At 49.5% G+C, this 17,700-nt stretch carries 19 protein-coding genes; 5 read left to right on the forward strand and 14 right to left on the reverse strand.

Annotation, left to right across the window (positions count from 1 at the left end):
* Positions 1-98: 98 nt before the first annotated feature.
* On the forward strand, positions 99-1,625 hold the full coding sequence (gene lysS, locus Q1A04_RS06500) for a lysine--tRNA ligase (RefSeq protein WP_299702824.1): 1,527 nt from the start codon (positions 99-101) through the stop codon (positions 1,623-1,625).
* Between the two features lie 77 nt (positions 1,626-1,702).
* Here lysS and Q1A04_RS06505 read toward each other — a convergent pair whose 3' ends face one another.
* The 3 genes from Q1A04_RS06505 to Q1A04_RS06515 form a co-directional block, all read right to left on the reverse strand.
* The gene (locus Q1A04_RS06505) at positions 1,703-2,203 is read right to left on the reverse strand and encodes a YtxH domain-containing protein (RefSeq protein ID WP_299702827.1); all 501 of its coding nucleotides are present in this window, start codon (positions 2,201-2,203) and stop codon (positions 1,703-1,705) included.
* A gap of 245 nt (positions 2,204-2,448) precedes the next feature.
* The gene (locus tag Q1A04_RS06510) at positions 2,449-2,787 is read right to left on the reverse strand and encodes a YtxH domain-containing protein (RefSeq protein ID WP_299702830.1); all 339 of its coding nucleotides are present in this window, start codon (positions 2,785-2,787) and stop codon (positions 2,449-2,451) included.
* Positions 2,788-2,967: 180 nt separating this feature from the next.
* Positions 2,968-3,357: a CsbD family protein gene (locus tag Q1A04_RS06515; RefSeq protein ID WP_299702833.1), complete on the reverse strand. Its 390-nt coding sequence runs from the start codon at positions 3,355-3,357 to the stop codon at positions 2,968-2,970.
* 209 nt (positions 3,358-3,566) lie between these two features.
* On the opposite strand from Q1A04_RS06515, the gene Q1A04_RS06520 reads away from it, so the two are divergent.
* The gene (locus Q1A04_RS06520; RefSeq protein ID WP_299702836.1) at positions 3,567-3,797 is read left to right on the forward strand and encodes a Kazal-type serine protease inhibitor family protein; all 231 of its coding nucleotides are present in this window, start codon (positions 3,567-3,569) and stop codon (positions 3,795-3,797) included.
* A gap of 16 nt (positions 3,798-3,813) precedes the next feature.
* The gene (locus Q1A04_RS06525) at positions 3,814-4,185 is read left to right on the forward strand and encodes a cupin domain-containing protein (protein WP_299702839.1); all 372 of its coding nucleotides are present in this window, start codon (positions 3,814-3,816) and stop codon (positions 4,183-4,185) included.
* A gap of 242 nt (positions 4,186-4,427) precedes the next feature.
* Here the strand turns inward: Q1A04_RS06525 and Q1A04_RS06530 are convergent, their stop codons facing one another.
* The 9 genes from Q1A04_RS06530 to Q1A04_RS06565 form a co-directional block, all read right to left on the reverse strand.
* Positions 4,428-5,246, reverse strand: coding sequence for an enoyl-ACP reductase (locus Q1A04_RS06530; RefSeq protein WP_299702842.1), 819 nt, complete (start codon positions 5,244-5,246; stop codon positions 4,428-4,430).
* Between the two features lie 193 nt (positions 5,247-5,439).
* Positions 5,440-7,119 carry a DNA repair protein RecN gene (recN, locus tag Q1A04_RS06535; RefSeq protein ID WP_299702845.1) on the reverse strand — a complete coding sequence of 560 codons (1,680 nt, stop codon included), beginning with the start codon at positions 7,117-7,119 and terminating at the stop codon, positions 5,440-5,442.
* A gap of 77 nt (positions 7,120-7,196) precedes the next feature.
* Positions 7,197-7,427, reverse strand: coding sequence for a hypothetical protein (locus Q1A04_RS06540; RefSeq protein WP_299702848.1), 231 nt, complete (start codon positions 7,425-7,427; stop codon positions 7,197-7,199).
* Between the two features lie 69 nt (positions 7,428-7,496).
* Complete coding sequence (locus Q1A04_RS06545) at positions 7,497-8,402, reverse strand: DUF4835 family protein (RefSeq protein WP_299702851.1); 906 nt, start codon at positions 8,400-8,402, stop codon at positions 7,497-7,499.
* Positions 8,395-9,054, reverse strand: coding sequence for a bifunctional phosphopantothenoylcysteine decarboxylase/phosphopantothenate--cysteine ligase CoaBC (coaBC, locus tag Q1A04_RS19030; protein WP_366943807.1), 660 nt, complete (start codon positions 9,052-9,054; stop codon positions 8,395-8,397). The genes Q1A04_RS06545 and coaBC overlap by 8 nt, the downstream gene beginning before the upstream one ends.
* The gene (locus tag Q1A04_RS19035) at positions 9,038-9,535 is read right to left on the reverse strand and encodes a flavoprotein (protein ID WP_366943808.1); all 498 of its coding nucleotides are present in this window, start codon (positions 9,533-9,535) and stop codon (positions 9,038-9,040) included. The genes coaBC and Q1A04_RS19035 overlap by 17 nt, the downstream gene beginning before the upstream one ends.
* A 68-nt stretch (positions 9,536-9,603) precedes the next feature.
* Entirely contained in the window at positions 9,604-9,930 is a 327-nt protein-coding gene (locus tag Q1A04_RS06555) for a DNA-directed RNA polymerase subunit omega (RefSeq protein WP_299702854.1), read from the reverse strand.
* A gap of 11 nt (positions 9,931-9,941) precedes the next feature.
* Entirely contained in the window at positions 9,942-10,766 is an 825-nt protein-coding gene (bamD, locus tag Q1A04_RS06560; RefSeq protein WP_299702857.1) for an outer membrane protein assembly factor BamD, read from the reverse strand.
* A gap of 55 nt (positions 10,767-10,821) precedes the next feature.
* A complete protein-coding gene (locus Q1A04_RS06565) occupies positions 10,822-12,615 on the reverse strand; it encodes an OstA-like protein (protein WP_299702860.1) in 1,794 nt (597 codons plus the stop codon).
* Between the two features lie 165 nt (positions 12,616-12,780).
* On the opposite strand from Q1A04_RS06565, the gene tilS reads away from it, so the two are divergent.
* Complete coding sequence (gene tilS / locus Q1A04_RS06570) at positions 12,781-14,121, forward strand: tRNA lysidine(34) synthetase TilS (RefSeq protein ID WP_299702863.1); 1,341 nt, start codon at positions 12,781-12,783, stop codon at positions 14,119-14,121.
* 166 nt (positions 14,122-14,287) lie between these two features.
* Positions 14,288-15,229 carry a malate dehydrogenase gene (gene mdh, locus Q1A04_RS06575; protein ID WP_007653210.1) on the forward strand — a complete coding sequence of 314 codons (942 nt, stop codon included), beginning with the start codon at positions 14,288-14,290 and terminating at the stop codon, positions 15,227-15,229.
* Between the two features lie 597 nt (positions 15,230-15,826).
* Here mdh and Q1A04_RS06580 read toward each other — a convergent pair.
* Both Q1A04_RS06580 and Q1A04_RS06585 read right to left on the reverse strand, forming a co-directional pair.
* Positions 15,827-16,741 carry a rhomboid family intramembrane serine protease gene (locus tag Q1A04_RS06580; RefSeq protein WP_299702868.1) on the reverse strand — a complete coding sequence of 305 codons (915 nt, stop codon included), beginning with the start codon at positions 16,739-16,741 and terminating at the stop codon, positions 15,827-15,829.
* Between the two features lie 69 nt (positions 16,742-16,810).
* Positions 16,811-17,587, reverse strand: coding sequence for a rhomboid family intramembrane serine protease (locus Q1A04_RS06585; RefSeq protein WP_299702871.1), 777 nt, complete (start codon positions 17,585-17,587; stop codon positions 16,811-16,813).
* Positions 17,588-17,700 lie beyond the last annotated feature (113 nt).

The following is a 17,700-nucleotide window of genomic DNA, read 5'->3' on the forward strand; positions in this document are numbered from 1 at the left end:
CTTAACCTTTAACAATCACCAATTAACCCTTTAAAAGCTGCCGATAATTTAGCAATTTTGCAGCTTGATCTTAAAATATCACTTTTAGTACATATCGCATGCAACTAAGCGAACAGGAACTACGCAGACGCCACGAGCGCGAAGAACTAGAGAAAATGGGCATCAACCCATATCCCTCTGAAACATTTGAAGTTACGGCCACGGCCAAAGAGATAAAGGAGAATTTCGATAAGGAGAAGAACAACTACCAGGAAGTAACCTTGGCTGGTCGTTTGATGAGCCGCCGTGTAATGGGCAAGGCCTCGTTTGCTGAGCTTATGGACAGCACAGGCCGCATCCAGATCTACGTATCGCGCGATGATATTGCGCCGGGCGAGAACAAGGACATGTACAACACCGTGTTCAAGAAAATGCTTGACATCGGTGACTTCATCGGCATCAAAGGTTATGCATTTGTAACGCAGGTTGGTGAAATCTCCGTGCACGTTACAGAATTGAAAGTATTGACCAAGTCGCTTCGTCCGCTCCCGATCGTAAAGCGTGAAATCGACGAGAACGGCAACGAGATCGTGCACGACGGTTTCACTGACCCGGAGCTGCGCTACCGCCAGCGTTACGTCGACCTGATCGTGAACCCGCATGTGCGTGAGACCTTCCGTAAGCGTACGCAACTGGTGAACTCTATGCGCCAGTATCTGACCGAGCAAGGCTACCTAGAAGTGGAGACCCCTATCCTGCAGCCACTCTACGGAGGTGCTGCGGCGCGTCCGTTTAAGACGCACCACAACACGCTGGACATGACGCTATACCTGCGCATTGCCAACGAGCTATACTTGAAGCGCCTCATCGTGGGTGGTTTCGACGGTGTATTCGAGTTCGCAAAAGACTTTCGCAACGAAGGCATGAGCCGCTTTCACAATCCGGAGTTCACGCAAGTGGAGCTGTACGTAGCTTACAAAGACTACAACTGGATGATGGACCTTGTAGAAACCATGGTGGAAAAGGTAGCCATGGACCTGCACGGTACCACAGAAGTGCAGGTTGGTGAGAACGTTATCAACTTCCAGCGCCCTTGGAAGCGCTTCACCATGTTTGAGGCTATCGAGCATTTCACTAAGATCAACATCTCGGAGATGGAAGAGCCTGAACTGCGTCAGACAGCCGAATCGCTCGGTATAAAAGTGGATCCAAAACTAGGCAAAGGCAAGATCATCGACGAGATTTTCGGCGAGACCTGCGAGCCATACCTGATCCAGCCAACCTTCATCACGGACTATCCTGTGGAGATGAGTCCGCTGGCCAAGAAGCACCGCGACAAGCCTGGTCTGGTAGAGCGTTTCGAGGCGATCTGCAACGGCAAGGAAATCTGCAACGCCTTCTCTGAGCTGAACGACCCGATTGACCAGCGTGCCCGCTTTGAAGAGCAGCTGGAACTTGGCAAGCGTGGCGACACCGAAGCCATGGTACTGGACGAAGACTTCCTGCGTGCCTTGGAGTATGGTATGCCGCCAACAGCAGGTCTGGGCATCGGCATCGACCGCCTGAGCATGATCATGACGAACTCACACTCTATCCAAGATGTGCTGTTCTTCCCGCAAATGAAGCCAGAGAAAAGAGAAGAATAATCACTATACCATACAAAACAGAAGCGCCCGCTATACTTAGCGGGCGCTTCTGTTTTGTATGGCACAAGGCTTTAGCCCTATCCTTTTAGGTTCTTGTTATCACCTTCCCCAGCTACTGTTTTCTTTACAGTCTCGGCTGCTTTATTGAAGGATTCTTTTGCCTCCTTTACCCAAGAGCCTGATTTGTCTTTGCCTCCCTGCAGTTTTTCATTAATGCCGCGGCCAACCCAAGCGGCCGAGTCAGAAAGACGGCGACGGGTAATTCGACCACTATCAGGAGCCATCAGTATACCTGCCAGCACACCCACACTCGCGCCTGCCAATAGGCCCATGGCCACACCCAGAGTGCCACTGCTCTCCCCATACGAGCTAGAAGACGAAGCCTTACGGCTGCCACTGCTATACACAGTACGCTGCTGCGTTTGCGGCTGGTGCTTTGACTCACGGACTGAAGAGTGTGTTACGTTTCCGCTTGTTTCCTTACCCACATGGCTGTAGGTAGAAGAAGACGATTTCGGGGTGTTGCTGTATGTGCTCTTTGCCTCTCCAAGGCTGCTGTAATCCATTTTCGTTCTCATAGTATCTTATGCTTTTAATATGTTGTAATTTTTGCGCTTGCTCAATGGCTTTAAAATAATAACGGGACTAAATGCTGAAGGTTAACCTAGAGTTAAAGGTAGACAGCCAAAAATAAAGGCCTGCCCCGCTAGGGACAGGCCTTTCATCTTCACAAAGCTTATTCCGCCTCAGCGGGCACGCATGCACCGGGAGCAAGCTAAGTTTCGAGTATACGTTTTGGATGGGCTATGCCCAATGTGGCAGACTAAACGTTCGTAACAGTAGAACCGCCAGCACTTGTGCCAGAAGTTGAACCGGTAGAGCCTGCGGACGAACCAGTAGATGAACCGGTAGAGCCAGTTGCTTTTTTAGCATCGTCCATCATGCCGCCCATTTTGTTCATGGCGTCATTGCTCATATTTTTGATCTCATCCAGACCAGTCTGCAGATTTTTCTCCAGATCTTTGCTCAGTTTGTTAGCCCATTTCTTGATACCAGTTCGGGTCTGCTCACCTGTATCAGGAGCCATTAGTAAACCTGCAATTACACCAGCGCTAGCACCTGCCAGCAGGGCAAGCATTACTTTTCCGCTATTATCTTTCATAGTCGTGTTTATTATAAATTGTTAGATTTGTTTTCTTTAATATTCGCTATTGAACTAATAACGGTTAAGTTCAGTATTAAGTTATAGCTATACAATAGTTTTATACTATATAGTGCTTAAATAACGAAAAAAAGCTCAGCAAAGTGTTTCGCTGAGCTTTTTCGATGTTCTAGCAATCACTTATAGATCTTTGATAACCTTCATGATCTCGTTTTTGGTTTTGCCAAGCTTCTGCTGCAAACGGCCCCAGAGTTCGTCTTCCTGACCTTCCACGTAAGTAAGATCATCTTCTGTAAGCTCAGCATAGTTCTTCTTCAGCTGACCTTTCACATCATCCCAAGAACCGCGCATCACAAGGCTGCTGCCATCGTCAGTTGCATTGCTGCTCTCCAGTTTATCCATAAAGTTTTTCACGGTGCGTTCTACATCTTCGCCCACCTTTGTCAGCGTCTTTTTCAGGCTATCGCGTGTATCCACACCATTGTTTGGTGCCAATAATATACCGGCTGCTACACCGGCACCGATACCGGCCAAAGTAGCCAGTAAGATTTTTCCTTTTTCGTCGTTCATGTTGTTTAACATTTTCTTATGATGTTTATTTGATAAGGTGAGGCCACCATAGATTGGAAAGCTTCACACTGTATCTCGTATTCTAATTAGTTTACGTTTGGATACATACGAGGGCAAACATACTAGGTTTGTAATGCGCCTAATAAGCAATGGCCGAGCCGTATGTTCTAGTAGAAGATTAATTAAACCAACACCACATATAAACCACTATGAAAAAAATAGCCTTGGCTACTGCCTTTCTGGCGATGGGTACTTTCTACTCCTGCAAAAACAGCGAAATACCCTGCATCGACCAGTCCAAGATTAACCCTGACCAAATGTGCACCATGCAGTATGACCCGGTATGCGGCTGCGACGGCAAAACCTACGGCAATGCCTGCGAGGCAGACCGAGCCGGCGTGACCTCCTATACCAAAGGCGAGTGCCCTGACAGAAAGTAAGCTATACCTAAAAAAGATGAGCGAGAAAAAATACTTTAAACAGACCAAGCCCTTCCAAGTACCTACTACCGATGGAAAATTGATCGAAGAGCACTTCGGAAAAGCCTCTACTCACACCAGCGCTTTCAGTGTGGCGCACATGGTAGCGCCTCCGCAGTGGGGCGAACCGCATCAAACACCGGAGTTCGATGAAATCACGATTGTGCTGCGTGGCCGAAAACTAATTGAGATTGACGGAGAGGAAATTATAGTGGAGGCCGGCGAGTCTATTTTGATCAAAGCCGGAGCCCGCATCCGCTACTCCAACCCTTACGACGAGGAAACCGAGTACTGGTCCGTGTGCGTACCGGCATTCGACTTCACCAAAGTGCATCGTGAGGAAGATTGATTTGGAGATTTGAAGATGGGGAGATTTGAAAATGTAATAATACGGAAATTTAAGCATCCAGCACTTTTGAAAAATTCATTACAGTAATAAAAGTGTTTGTTGTAGCCATTACGACTATCCTCTTCACTCCTCTTACAACACATCAAAAAAGCCCTTGGCGCATTTAGCACCAAGGGCTTTTCATATTTCAGAGAATGTTAGATTCATTTTCAAATCTTCACATCTCCAAATCTTCAAATTAATTAAGACTGTTTACTGATCATCTCCACTACATCTTCAGAGATGCCCATGGTAGAGAAACCGCCGTCGTGCATCAGGTTCTGCATGGTCACTAGGCGCGTCAGGTCAGAGAACAGCGTGATACAGTAGTCAGCGCAAGACTCGGCGGAGGCGTTGCCGAGTGGCGACATCTTATCGGCATAGTCGTAGAACGCGTCGAAACCACCTACGCCTGTACCTGCAGTTGTTTTAGTAGGGGACTGCGATATCGTATTCACACGCACTTTATTCAGTCTGCCAAGACGGTAGCCATAGTTACGGGCAATCGACTCGAGCACGGCCTTTGCCTGCGACATGTCCGTGTAGTCAGGGAATACACGCTGCGCGGCGATGTACGACAGCGCTACGATAGAGCCCCACTCGTTCATGGCGTTCTGCTTCTCGGCCACGTGCATCACTTTGTGGAAAGAAAGTGCCGAAATGTCCAGCGTCTTCAAGAACCAGTCATAGTTCAAGTCACCGTAAGACTTGCCTTTGCGGATGTTTGGGCTCATGCCGATGGAGTGCAGCACGAAGTCGATCTTGCCGCCCAGTATTTCCTGTGCTTTGGTGAAAAGGTTTTCCAGATCTTCCACAGAAGTGGCGTCGGCAGGTATAACCTGTGCGTTGCAGGCTTCAGCCAGTTTGTTGATCTCACCCATACGCATGGCCAATGGCGCATTGGTCAACACAAACTCAGCGCCCTCTTCTTTGGCACGCATGGCAACTTTCCAAGCGATAGACTTCTCGTCAAGCGCTCCGAAAATGATTCCCTTCTTTCCTTTAAGCAGATTGTAAGACATGTATTTGTCAGGTTAATGTTTCAAATTGTTATGATTTCCGACAGACAAGTATAGCCTGCGGAAATGAGGCAGCAATATAGCAATAAGTGTGTATAACTCAAGTCCGGTTTTGCTCTCACTTGCCTAAGCTTGCCATCTTATTCCTGCACAAACTCCCTCTCCTTTTATTTAGGCTTAGGGCTGGAGTAAGACCTTACAGTGAAAGTAATTCTTTGGCACTCTTGTAGGCGCTCGCACTTGGGTTGGCCCCTGCAATCATGTGCGCAATTTCATCTACCCGCTCTTTCTCACTCAGCTTCTTCACGCGGCTAATTGTGCGGTCTTCCGTGTCGTGCTTGTACACAAAGTAGTGCGAGTTACCCTGCGCTGCAATCTGCGGCAAGTGCGAGATGGCAATGATCTGGTGCTTCTGCGCCATCTGCTGCATCATCTTGCCCACTTTCACGGCTACCTCACCGGATATACCTGTGTCAATCTCGTCGAATACAATGGTAGGCAGGGCAGTTTTATCAGCTAGCATGTACTTAATACTCAACATGAGACGAGAGAATTCACCGCCTGAGGCAGCTTTCACCAAGGATTGTGGCTGCGCTCCCTTGTTGGCACTGAACAGAATGCTGATCTCGTCGGTACCTGTAGCGGTTGGTGCGGCGGCTTTGTGCTGAATGACAATGCGGGCGTTCGGCATGCCCAGTTCGGCCAGCAAAACGTAAAGCTCCTGCTCAAACTTGCCAAACGAAGCTTTGCGGCGCTCAGACAGTACTGCGGCTTTCTCCAGCATATCCTTTTCGGCCTCTTTCATGGCCTTTTCGGTGCTCGACAAGGCATTGTCCAGATTGAGTACGCTGCCCACTTTGCCTTCCAGCTCGCGCTGTATCTCGAGCAACTCGGCAATGGTCTGTACCTGATGCTTGCGCTGCAAGGTATAGATTGTGTTGAGTCGCTCTTGCACCTCGGTGGTGCGGGCTGGGTCGGCTTCTGTTCTCCGCTCGGCGTCTTCCAGTTCTCCGGCAACGTCGTTCAGTTCAATCATGCAGCTTTCGGTGCGGGTGCGCAACTCATCATACTTCGGAGAGAAAGCCGCCAACTGACTGATCAGCTGCACCGTGTCTTTCAAAGCAGAAGTGATGTTAAATTCAGATTCAGTCAGGTACTGAACAGCCTGTGTCAGCTTCAGCTTGATGTCTTCGGCATTCTCCAGTTCTTTCAGTTCTGTTTCCAACTGCTCCTGCTCGTCTTTCTGCAGGTTTATTTCCTCCAGTTCGTTGAGAAGAAAGGTATTGTAGTCCAGTTCCTTCTGTGCCTGCGCCAGTTGGTCGGTCAGTTTCTTGTAGTCACCTTCGAGCTTCTTATACTTGCGGAAGGTCTCGTTGTAGTCTTTCAGGTAGGACAGGTTACCGGCATAGATGTCCAGTGAAGTGTTGCCGGCGTAAATGTCGAGTATGTTGAGCTGGAAACTGGTGTCACCCAACTGCAGCGTGTCGTGCTGCGAGTGGATGTCCATCAGGTTCTCCCCTATCTTGCGCAGCACGTCGAGCGTTACCGGTGTGTCATTCACAAAAGCGCGTGACTTCCCGCTCGGGCTGATCTCACGGCGCAAAATGCACTGCTCATCAAAGTCCAGATCTTCGGCTATGAACACCTCTTTCAAGTTATACAGCGAGATATCAAACACTCCCTCGATCACGCACTTCTGCGCCTGATTGAAAAGTAGCTTGGAGTCAGCGCGGTTGCCGAGCAAGAGGCCGATGGCGCCCAGCATAATGGACTTACCGGCACCCGTTTCACCAGTTATAATATTGAGTACCGGCGATGGATTCATTTCCAACTGCTCTATCAGTGCGTAGTTTTTTATTTTAAGATCAATCAGCATATGGGATGGACTCAAGCAATGGTCACAAGATATAAGCCTTATGGCCTTCGCTTAGTTCGATAATTCAGGTGTAAATTTTAGTAAGGAGCTTCTATATCGTAAATCACTTCTTCCACGTCCTGCACAGGTATAGCGTGCTCGTGCCGGCGGCCGTCCAAGATTTCAAATTCCTCTTCTGTGGCTGTTATCAGTTTCCCTTGCACAACTACTCGATTGCGTAGAATCACCTGCACTGAATCCTGCATTTTCAGCTCCGGCAGGTGCTGGGGTATATCTTTTCTGTAAATCCTGATCTGGCGTTTGCCCATAAGTATAGCGCGTAGGTATAGCCCTTCGCACCGTGAAGATACGGGCTTTCTGTGAGATATGGAAAAGGCTTAACGCTGAAGTAAAACTTCGTATTTGGTGTTATTGGTTGGGTCCACCTGCGTGAGCAAGGTATAAGCGGCCTGCTTGTCAGCCGGGGCGGCTGTCTTGAAAATATTGATCAGCTCATCTGACTTGGCCTCGAAAAAAGAACGGATAATGGCCGCTCCGGGCTTCTGCTGTGAGATCTTTTGAATGTTTCTCAAGACGTCTAACGTGGCCTTACGGGCTTTCTCCGGATCCTGCGCCATCAGGTCTATACCTTGGCGGTGCATGGCATAGATGCCTTCACGGAAGGGCACAAACACGGGATCCTGCAGGTTGTCGATCATCCAGTAGCGGTTTCGGTTGCCCTCAAACGGACGCCAGCCCGGGAAGATAGATGTTTGGGAAGCTGCCAAGTTCAACACACCACGAGCTTGGTCAAATGCCGGGGAACCACCTAGCTTGCCAAAGCTGTCGTTGTCCATCCCGATGATCATGTAGGCGTAGTAAGCCAGCATGGCCGAAAGGTTGGACGTAAAGTTATTGGCCGCAAAGTCGAGTGGCTGGGCTTCGGTAAACTGGAAAAGCCAATCCTTATCGATGAAAGAGAAAAGTGTGGACTCGTAGCCGGTTCCATAGGCTGGCCTCACCGACACGATCTGCACGTTGGCACGGAAGGTCCCTACCTCAGGCATTTCGGTCAGGTTGATCAGAATGCGGCACTTGATGCGCTCATCCACGCGGTATGACTGGTTGGTCCAGCGACGGTTATTCATAAACTCGAAAATGCGGCTCTGCATTTCGGTGATCACCTCCCGGTTGGTAATGGCTACCTGCTCGCTGTTTACCACGACGTCGCACTGTAGCTCTTGGGCACGGGCTCCAAGGGCAACGCTCATCACAAACAGCAAAACCAACAGTCTCTTAAGCATAGAGTCTTTCCCAGATCAAATTCACGATATCTTGCGCCACTTCACTTTTTTGCTTGAGCTCAAAAGCGGTGGTGGTATCTTCCTCAATAATAGTGATTTTATTTGTATCGTGCTTAAAACCAGCGCCCGGATCGTTGAGCGAGTTGAGCACGATCATGTTCAGGTTCTTCTTTTTCAGTTTCCCGCGGGCGTTGCTGTCTTCGTTGTCTGTCTCCAGCGCAAAGCCTACCGCAAACTGGTCTGCACGTTTTTCTTTACCGAGCGCCGCTGCTATATCAACGTTTTTAACGAGCTCAATCGTCAGTTCGGCCTCGGCTTTTTTTATTTTCTTATCAGCGACCACCTTGGGCTTGTAATCGGCCACAGCGGCGGCAAACACCCAAATGTCAGCAGATGGAGTCAGTTCTTTTACAGCGGCATACATTTCGTCGGCTGTCGTAACCGGTGTAACCGTTATACCTTCGTGCTGCGCTTTCATATTGGTAGGGCCAGCTACGAGCTGTACCTTGGCGCCACGCTGGGCGAAACACTCGGCAAGGGCAAAGCCCATTTTCCCGGTCGAGTGGTTCCCGATAAAACGCACCGGATCGATAGGCTCATAGGTAGGGCCTGCTGTCAGGACGACGGTTTTGCCGTTAAACGCTTTTTCCAATGCCTGTGAAGTGATTTTCTAGTACGCGAATAATTTCCTCCGGCTCTGCCATACGCCCCTGCCCTATTAGCCCGCTGGCCAATTCGCCATAGCCCGCTTCGATGATGAAGTTGCCATAGCCGCGCAGTTTGGTAAAGTTCGCCTGCACCGCCGGGTGCTGGTACATATCCAAGTCCATAGCCGGGGCCACAAACACCGGGCAGCGCGCTGACAGGTAGGTAGCTGACAAAAGGTTGTCGCAAAAGCCGTTGGCAAACTTGGCGACGGTATTGGCGCTTGCTGGTGCTACCACTATGGCATCGGCCCAAAGGCCCAGTTCCACGTGGTTGTTCCAGACGCCCTGCTCGTTGAGCACAAACTCGGTGAGCACCGGCCGCTTGGAGAGGGTGGCCAATGTGAGCGGGGTTATAAAGGCAGAAGCAGAAGTGGTCAGGATCACCTGCACTTCTGCTTCTGCTTTCACGAGTAAACGGACCAGCATGGCTGCTTTATACGCAGCTATACTTCCGCAAACTCCCAATACTATTTTCCGGTTTCGGAGCATGCGCCTTACAGCGACAGGTCTTCGCCTTCTTCGTCTGGTGTGCGCACGTATACTTTACCTTCCAGAAACTCCTCGATAGCAAGGCTGGTAGGCTTTGGCAAACGCTCGTAGTACTTAGAGATTTCGATCTGCTCACGGTTCTCGAACACCTCCTCCAGATTGTCCACTGTGGTGGCAAACTCAGCTAGCTTAGAGTTCAACTCCTCTTTCAGCTTTACTGAGATCTGGTTGGCTCTTTTGGAGATAACCGAAACAGACTTGTAAACATTTTCGGTTTGCTTCGCAAAGTCGGCCATGTTACGGGTAACGATTGATGATGGAACTGATGCCATATATAATTACTTTATGAATTGCTTGGGTTGATTTTCTTTATTTTCTCGAGTTCGGACTGTGTGTTAGAGTACACTTGCTCTGCACTACGCAGATAGCGGCTGTCCGGATACTGGTCTATGAAGCCTTGATAGAAATCTACCGCCTCCATGAAACGCTCCTGCTGCTTATCCGGCACACTCTCCAACGCGAAACGGTACTGGGAGTCTACACGCAGGTAAGCGGCTCGCTCACTAAACGGTGAAGACGGATTTTCACGCATGAAGTTGGTGAAAGCCACTACAGCTGATTTAAAATAGCGCAACTTATAGTACAAGTAGGCGCTCTCAAATGATTTCTGGTCCAGCTTGGCGCTCAGGTCATCAAACATCTTGTTGGCCTCAGCTGCATTTTCGCTGTTTGGATAGCGCACCAAGAATTCCTGTATGGACTCCATGGCCGTAATCGTGCTAGTCTGGTCCTGCTCAAAATCAGGGGAATCGTTGTAGAGCGACTTCGCCTGCAAGAACATGGCCTCCTCAGCCATTTCGCTCCGTGGGTAGGTTTCGTAGAATGTGCGGAACTGGAAAGCGCTCAGCATGTACTCCCGCTGCTGGTAGTGTGTGTTAGCGTAGTAGAAACGAGCAGTTTCCGCCTCCTCCCTACCTGTCATCAAGGGCATTACCTGCTCCAGCAATTGGTTGGCGCGGTAGTAGTCCTCTTTCTCGTAGTACTCGAGCGCGGCTTTGTATTTTTTGTCAACGTCGTTGCTTTTTAAAAGCTTCTGAAAATTGCTGCAGCTGGTCGCAAAAACCAACAGGCACAACATTACGACGGTATGGAAGATTCCTCTGTTCATGAACGGGCAAAATTATACAATATACCTGTGATATACAAGCGTGAAAATGCGGTGTTTAATTGCGCGCTGGCGTTAGCTGTGTGGGCTTTACCGTGCTTTTTTTAGTTTTGGTTGGCACAGGTTTCTTTTTAGCCGCCTTGCCCTTCGCCGGTGTTACCGCCTGTGCAGGGGCCGCCACCGGTGCCCGTTTGGCCATAACGTCCTGCTTGCTAGGCCTCAAATCTTCAAGCCAAACAAAACCCTCCAACCTCCTGTCGCCGGCCTGTAACTCGTGCGGCGGTATAAAACTCGCCTCCGGACTTACCAGAAACGAAATAGACTTCAATTTATTTTCCGCAAAGTTCAACACCATATCACTACAAATGGCCTTGTTCATACCTGTCAGCACTGTGTCTCCCTCTAAAGCAAAATAAATACTCTCACCATTGCCGTTCACATTGACCCGGCGCATGCGTCCCTCCTGAAAATGAGCCACCATGTTACGCCCTTTCACTTGGTTGTAGTTTTTGAGCGAGTCTTCGGAAGTGATAAAAGAGTTGCTGAAAACGTACATCTTGTCGAGCGTCTTGTTGCGCAGGTGCATACGGATCGTGTCCCCCACAATCTGGCTCTGCTCACTCCACAGGGTCGGGTCTTTGTGCATGTACATCAGCGAGTCGGTGCGGTTATAGCTCAGCGAGTCGCAAGTGCCTTGCAGATCCGATTTGAATATTTTCACATTGTTAAAGGCATAGACCATGCTCGGCTGTCCATCCACTTTTGCTTCTCGGGAAATTAGCGAATCGGCGGCCATATACAGCGTATCGCCATCCATGATCGACTCCATCACCGGACTGCCTGATACTTTGGCAACCCCCTGATCGCGCCAGTAACGGCCCAGTTGCCCTCTAATGATCACGTCATCTTTTAGGGAGCGCATGGTCATATTGAGTTTGGCCTCACCATAACCCCTGCCTTCGTCATAGTACAGGTCGTCACCTCCCAAGCGGTACTCCGGCGTCACGATATAGGCATTGCGGCCGAAGCGTGAAATCTTGGTGATGGTATTATAAGTACCCTGCTCTGCATAAAGGTCGCCGTTCTGGCCTTTGATGAAAGTCGGCCCTTGAAAGTACACTACCTCGCTCTCGGTATTATAACGCATGTTCTGCGCCGTGATTTCGTAATCAGGCGAGAACACTTTTACATTTTGCTGGAAAGTGAAGACTTTGGAATTTGTATCATAAGTACCCCGCTGGCTCTGCAGGCGGTTATTAGGCTGCACAATGGTTCCTCCTTCGGTATAGACTGCCGTGCGGTTCTCCATATTATAGTCAAGCGTCGGGGTGGTCAGCGTCATACGCGGATCCTGCATGGTAACGCCCCCGCTCATTTTGGCGGTGCGTCCGGCACCATCATAGATAGCTTTTGTGCCAGTCATGGTAACAGTATCTCCTTGATTGATGCGCACATTGCCGAATGCCTCCAATATCTCGCTGTCCCGGAACTGATATACTGAGTCGGCGTAAAGAAATGTCTCCTTCTGCTGAAATATAACATTACCAATCAGTTTGGTAACACGCTTTCCATTGATCGTGGTACCAATCAAATCATCGGCACCCTTCAACTCCACCCTATCCTTCTGCCCTTGCTGACGAGGGCCTTGCTGGGCTGGCGTTTGGGGAGAGCGTGCCGGCTCCTGCTGGTTTAGGCGTGGCTGTTGCTGCTGAGGCTGTAGAATGCGTGGCTTCGGCGGAGGTGGCTGCTGCTGCGGAGCCGTGCGCAAAGTAGCCGGTGGCTTCTCCTGCGCCAAAACTGTCAGCGACAATAGCATAAAGAGGATAGAATAAACTAATTTTGTGATGTTCATGCTTTTTATGGATGCAGGACGCAAGACACAGGATGTAATACTTTTTTTAAAGGGGAGGCTCTAAATAAAGCTCCTAAATTCTTAAAGCTAGTCCTGTATTTACTGCCTGATGGTTTGTGTCCTTTTCAATGTCAAAATTATAAAAAATATACCAGCCGCTGTCTTATGCTACAGAAAGTTTCCGGTTTCATCCAATCACATAACCTTTGCGAACCCGACAGTAAAATACTGGCGGCCGTTAGCAGCGGCATCGACTCTATCGTGCTATGCGAAGTATTGCACCAGCTCAAGTATACGTTTGCCATTGCGCATTGCAACTTCGGGCTGCGTGCCGAAGACGCCGAGGCCGACCAACTCTTCGCCAAAAAGCTGGCCAAAAAGTATGAGGTGCCCTTCTATACCGAAAACTTCGATACCCGGGCCTTCGCCGCGCAAGAGAAACTCTCGATCCAGATGGCTGCCCGCACGCTCAGGTATACGTGGTTTGAACAGGTACGCCAGCAGGAAGGTTACGACTACACCGCCACGGCACACCATAGCAACGACCTGACAGAGACCATATTGCTTCACCTGACCAAAGGCACAGGTATAGCCGGCCTCCATGGTATACCTGCTAAAAATGGGCACATCATCCGCCCGATGCTCCCAGTCACCAAAGACGACATCTTTGACTTCGTGACTGAGAAGCGACTGATCTGGCGAGAAGACACCTCCAATGAGACAACCAAGTACCAGCGCAACAAAATCAGGCACGAGGTAATTCCGGTACTCAAGGAAATCAATCCGAATCTGGAGGAGACCATGCAGCACACGGCCGAGCGAGTGAGTCAGGCCGAGGCCATTGTGCATGCCTATATCGACAACCTGCGCCAGCAAAGTATAAAAGAGGCTGAAGACGCCGTATACCTGTCATTGGTGCCGTTGCAGAACGCGACGGGTCTGCCGGTAGTGCTGCACGAACTGCTTCGCCCCTTCAACTTTACCTATACTGTGGTGCTGGAACTAGTCGAGGCACTGGACGGACTTTCGGGCAAACAATTCGACTCGCCGAGCCATACCTTAGTAAAGGACCGCGACCAGCTCGTGATCACACCACGTAATTTAAGCCGCTTCGGAAGCGTAACAATAACGGAGGGCCAGACCGAAGTAGACGAGGAGCATGTGCACATGACGCTACGTTACGTACTGACCAGTGAATACAAGCTCAACACTAAGCCCCATGTGGCCGCTCTGGATGCCGGTTTGCTCAAGTTTCCGCTCCGACTGCGCCCGTGGCAGGAAGGTGACTGGTTTGTGCCGCTGGGCATGAACGGCAAAAAGAAGATTAGCGATTTTTTGATTGACAAGAAGGTCCCAGCCAACCTTAAGGCCAAAACACTGGTATTGGTATCAGACCAGTCTATTGTCTGGATTGCCGGCCAGCGACTGGACAACCGCTTTAAAGTGACGGAGAAAACAGAACAGGTGCTAGAGGTTACATTGCTGCCAAAGTCGGCTGCCTCTTGATTCTGCTGTCAGAGGATTTCGCTGCAACATGCTCCTTGTCAGAGCTAAAAGTGCTGTGACTTTCTTATAAGAGTCTTTTGCTCAAAAAGCACGCTTTTAACAATAGATTTTTCTAATTTTACGGAAGTAAACCGAATCTCAAACCATAATTAAAGTATATCCTACAATGAAAGTAACCGTAGTTGGAGCTGGTAACGTGGGTGCGACATGCGCCGATGTATTGGCTTACCGCGAAATCGCGAACGAAGTAGTTTTAGTGGATATTAAAGAAGGTTTTGCTGAGGGCAAAGCGCTTGATATCTGGCAGAAAGCCCCCATCAACCTATACGACACACGCACTGTTGGCGTAACCAACGATTACAGCAAAACTGCTGGTTCTGACGTGGTAGTAATCACATCTGGTCTGCCACGCAAGCCGGGTATGACGCGCGATGACCTTATCTCTACCAACGCCGGTATCGTGCAGTCGGTAACTGAGAACATCGTGAAGCACTCGCCTGACGCCATCATTATCGTGGTTTCTAACCCGCTTGACGTGATGACCTATGCAGCGCACATCACTTCTAAACTGCCACGCACTCGCGTAATGGGTATGGCTGGTATCCTAGACACTGCCCGTTACAGAGCGTTTTTGGCTGAGGCCCTGAACGTATCTCCAAAAGACATCCAAGCTGTATTGATGGGTGGCCACGGCGATACCATGGTTCCGCTTCCACGCTATACAACGGTTGGCGGTATCCCGGTAACGGAATTGATCGACGAAGAAACACTGAACGCTATTGTTGACCGCACTAAGAACGGTGGTGGCGAACTGGTGAAACTGATGGGTACTTCTGCTTGGTACGCACCGGGTTCTGCAGCTGCTCAGATGGTGGAGGCGATCGTGCGCGACCAGCGCCGCGTATTCCCTGTTTGCGTGAAGCTGGAAGGTGAGTACGGCATCGATGGCGTGTACCTTGGTGTACCAGTTATCCTAGGCAAAAACGGTATCGAGAAGATCATCGAACTGCAACTGAACGAAGACGAGAAGCAATTGCTGGAAACGTCACGCGGTCACGTGAAAGAAGTTATGGACGCGCTGGATAACATCAACGCCGCCAAAGCTTAATCGCTATACGTTAATATTGATACAAAAAGCGCCGCTTCTGCAAAGGAGCGGCGCTTTTTGTTTGAATCAGGATTTTCAGGATTTAAAGACTTACAGGATTTTCACTAGTGCAGGGCCCAACCATCCCTAGCCCCTCCATGTCTAAGGCGTGGAATCTGTAGTTGCCATTCGTAAGGTATAGCTTCGTCGTATTAGTACTTTAGTCTTTCCACTGATTATACCCACCCCCGCCCCTCCCGAGAGGGGAATTTCTGCTATTACCAGCTTATAAGCATAGGTGTTCTAGCAAATGACCGCTGGTACGCATTGCAAGGCATACTTGCACAGCAGCAATGGAACAGATCACATCAGCGAGGTGCACAAAATGACAATACACTGTTTGAGCGTTCAGCGAGTTTGTATTGTCTTGACTTTTTTGCCTACTTTTTGTGTCAAGACAAAAAGTAGGTGCCCGCCGCACAGGCGCAGCTATAAAACAAGTCAATTTGCTAATAGAAAAGGTCATAACTAGACTTGAGGCTAGAGGCCCCACCATAGCAGTCACGAGCGAGGACGCTCGCGCCATAAAGAGAGCCCAGCGGCAAGCAAAAAGCTAACCTAATCCTTCTGACTCGCCTGAAACAGCTTCTGTTTCTCTTCTTTCGAAAGGCTCTCGTAGCCGGAAACAGAGATTTTATCCAAAATCAGGTCGATCTCCATCTGGCTGGGCTTGCCGGCATACCCGGTGTGGTAACCCGAATTGTTACGGGCTCCATTCCCTACAGTGGCTTTCTGCCGGTGCGTTACTTTCAGCTTCGGGCGGCGCTTAAACAAACCGGTAAAGAAATCCATGGTGCCGTGCAAAGGGCGTCCCATGTCGCGGCCGCGCTGCAGCTGCTTCACGAATAGCCAGCCGAAGAAGGCGCCACCTAAGTGGGCGATGTTACCACCCGCATTGTCGCCGATGGCACCAGAGATAGAAAGAATTACCAGAAAAGCAGCGATATACTTAATCCGCACCGGACCGATGATGATCAGGTTGAAGGTATAGTTCGGAATCAATGTCGCAGCCGCTACCACCACTGCCAACACACTGGCTGAGGCACCGATCATCACAGCATAGGCTGCACGGTCGGCAAAGTAGGGAATCAGGTTGTAGCTCAACATATAGAGCAAGCCACCGGCTATACCTCCCAGTATGTAGAGGCTCAGTAATTTCTTTTCACCGAGATACTCCCTGATCAGTTGCCCGAACCAGTAGAGGTTAAGCATGTTGAAGATAATATGCAGAAAACCTTCGTGGGTGAAAAAATACGAAATGATCGTCCATGGACGGGTGATGAAAACGAGTGGGTCAGAGGGGAGCGCGATAAAACGCATAAGCCCACTGTAGGCCCAGTCGCTACTAGTCAGAAACAACACCGTACGGAGCGTGATCAGCGCCACAAAAACTATTACGTTGATGAGGATGAGCTGCTTCAGGGTGTTGTTCGGCTGCCGGAAAGAGTCTTTTATGTCTTGGAGAATGCTCATTATACCTGTTAGCTGAAAAGAGCGGAAAGGCTTTTGCGCCTTGCTATCTTATACTTGTTGTTTTTACTATTACGTATCCTGATAATCGTTGCGTTGCCACATTTTTATAAGAATATACGCAAACAGCATACCGCCGAGGTGCGCAAAGTGCGCCACGTTGTCGCCCGGCACCCTGTTAAAGCCCGCATAGAGCTCATAGCCCCCGTACAGGAGCACAAAATATTTGGCCTTTATCGGGACGGGCAGGAATAACAGGAAGAGCTCGAGATTTGGAAAGAGCATACCAAAAGCCATCAAGATACCGAACACCGCTCCCGAAGCGCCCAACATCGGCATGTTAAAAGCCTGATTGAAGACGGCCGTAACAGCTTTCTTACTCTCGGTGATGTATCCTTCATTATCCGGGTTGCGCTGGTATTCTATGGCAAAGCGCTTCTCATACCCGCCTGCATAGTGTGACTCCATAAAGTTGTAAAAACCTGTGGGAGTCGGACTTTCAATATACTGCACTGCTTCTTGCTCTATACCATGCAGTTCATACGCCCGCACACCAGAGTAGAGCATACTGGCTCCCAAACCTGTGATGAGGTAGAAGGCCAGAAAGCGCTGCGAACCCCAGAAACGCTCCAGCAAAGGCCCGAAGATGAACAAGCTGAACATGTTGCTGAACAGGTGTGCCCAGCCGCCATGCAAAAACATGTGGGTGAACAGCTGGATCGGCTGGAAGTAGTCAGAGCCGAAATGGTGCAATGCAAATTGCCGGTAATTAAACACATTACCCTGCAAAATAAATACGACCACGTTAATGATCAGGAGGTTCCTGACCATGGGGGTTATATTGAACATCTTATCTTCTTTTTCTCGAGTCGCTTGCTATACCTGTTGACTATACCTATATCTGAGAATAAACTCGAAAAAGCAAAGCAACAATTTAACAATCAACCATTTAACAATTAAAA

The organism is uncultured Pontibacter sp. (assembly GCF_947499215.1).
Taxonomy (GTDB): Bacteria; Bacteroidota; Bacteroidia; order Cytophagales; family Hymenobacteraceae; genus Pontibacter.

What these genes read in the sequence shown, in the direction of transcription:
- lysS (WP_299702824.1), top strand. Translation starts at nt 99, where the DNA reads ATGCAACTAAGCGAACAGGAACTACGCAGACGCCACGAGCGCGAAGAA.
- Q1A04_RS06505 (WP_299702827.1), bottom strand. Translation starts at nt 2,203, where the DNA reads ATGAGAACGAAAATGGATTACAGCAGCCTTGGAGAGGCAAAGAGCACA.
- Q1A04_RS06510 (WP_299702830.1), bottom strand. Translation starts at nt 2,787, where the DNA reads ATGAAAGATAATAGCGGAAAAGTAATGCTTGCCCTGCTGGCAGGTGCT.
- Q1A04_RS06515 (WP_299702833.1), bottom strand. Translation starts at nt 3,357, where the DNA reads ATGAACGACGAAAAAGGAAAAATCTTACTGGCTACTTTGGCCGGTATC.
- Q1A04_RS06520 (WP_299702836.1), top strand. Translation starts at nt 3,567, where the DNA reads ATGAAAAAAATAGCCTTGGCTACTGCCTTTCTGGCGATGGGTACTTTC.
- Q1A04_RS06525 (WP_299702839.1), top strand. Translation starts at nt 3,814, where the DNA reads ATGAGCGAGAAAAAATACTTTAAACAGACCAAGCCCTTCCAAGTACCT.
- Q1A04_RS06530 (WP_299702842.1), bottom strand. Translation starts at nt 5,246, where the DNA reads ATGTCTTACAATCTGCTTAAAGGAAAGAAGGGAATCATTTTCGGAGCG.
- recN (WP_299702845.1), bottom strand. Translation starts at nt 7,119, where the DNA reads ATGCTGATTGATCTTAAAATAAAAAACTACGCACTGATAGAGCAGTTG.
- Q1A04_RS06540 (WP_299702848.1), bottom strand. Translation starts at nt 7,427, where the DNA reads ATGGGCAAACGCCAGATCAGGATTTACAGAAAAGATATACCCCAGCAC.
- Q1A04_RS06545 (WP_299702851.1), bottom strand. Translation starts at nt 8,402, where the DNA reads ATGCTTAAGAGACTGTTGGTTTTGCTGTTTGTGATGAGCGTTGCCCTT.
- Q1A04_RS19035 (WP_366943808.1), bottom strand. Translation starts at nt 9,535, where the DNA reads ATGCTGGTCCGTTTACTCGTGAAAGCAGAAGCAGAAGTGCAGGTGATC.
- Q1A04_RS06555 (WP_299702854.1), bottom strand. Translation starts at nt 9,930, where the DNA reads ATGGCATCAGTTCCATCATCAATCGTTACCCGTAACATGGCCGACTTT.
- bamD (WP_299702857.1), bottom strand. Translation starts at nt 10,766, where the DNA reads ATGAACAGAGGAATCTTCCATACCGTCGTAATGTTGTGCCTGTTGGTT.
- Q1A04_RS06565 (WP_299702860.1), bottom strand. Translation starts at nt 12,615, where the DNA reads ATGAACATCACAAAATTAGTTTATTCTATCCTCTTTATGCTATTGTCG.
- tilS (WP_299702863.1), top strand. Translation starts at nt 12,781, where the DNA reads ATGCTACAGAAAGTTTCCGGTTTCATCCAATCACATAACCTTTGCGAA.
- mdh (WP_007653210.1), top strand. Translation starts at nt 14,288, where the DNA reads ATGAAAGTAACCGTAGTTGGAGCTGGTAACGTGGGTGCGACATGCGCC.
- Q1A04_RS06580 (WP_299702868.1), bottom strand. Translation starts at nt 16,741, where the DNA reads ATGAGCATTCTCCAAGACATAAAAGACTCTTTCCGGCAGCCGAACAAC.
- Q1A04_RS06585 (WP_299702871.1), bottom strand. Translation starts at nt 17,587, where the DNA reads ATGTTCAATATAACCCCCATGGTCAGGAACCTCCTGATCATTAACGTG.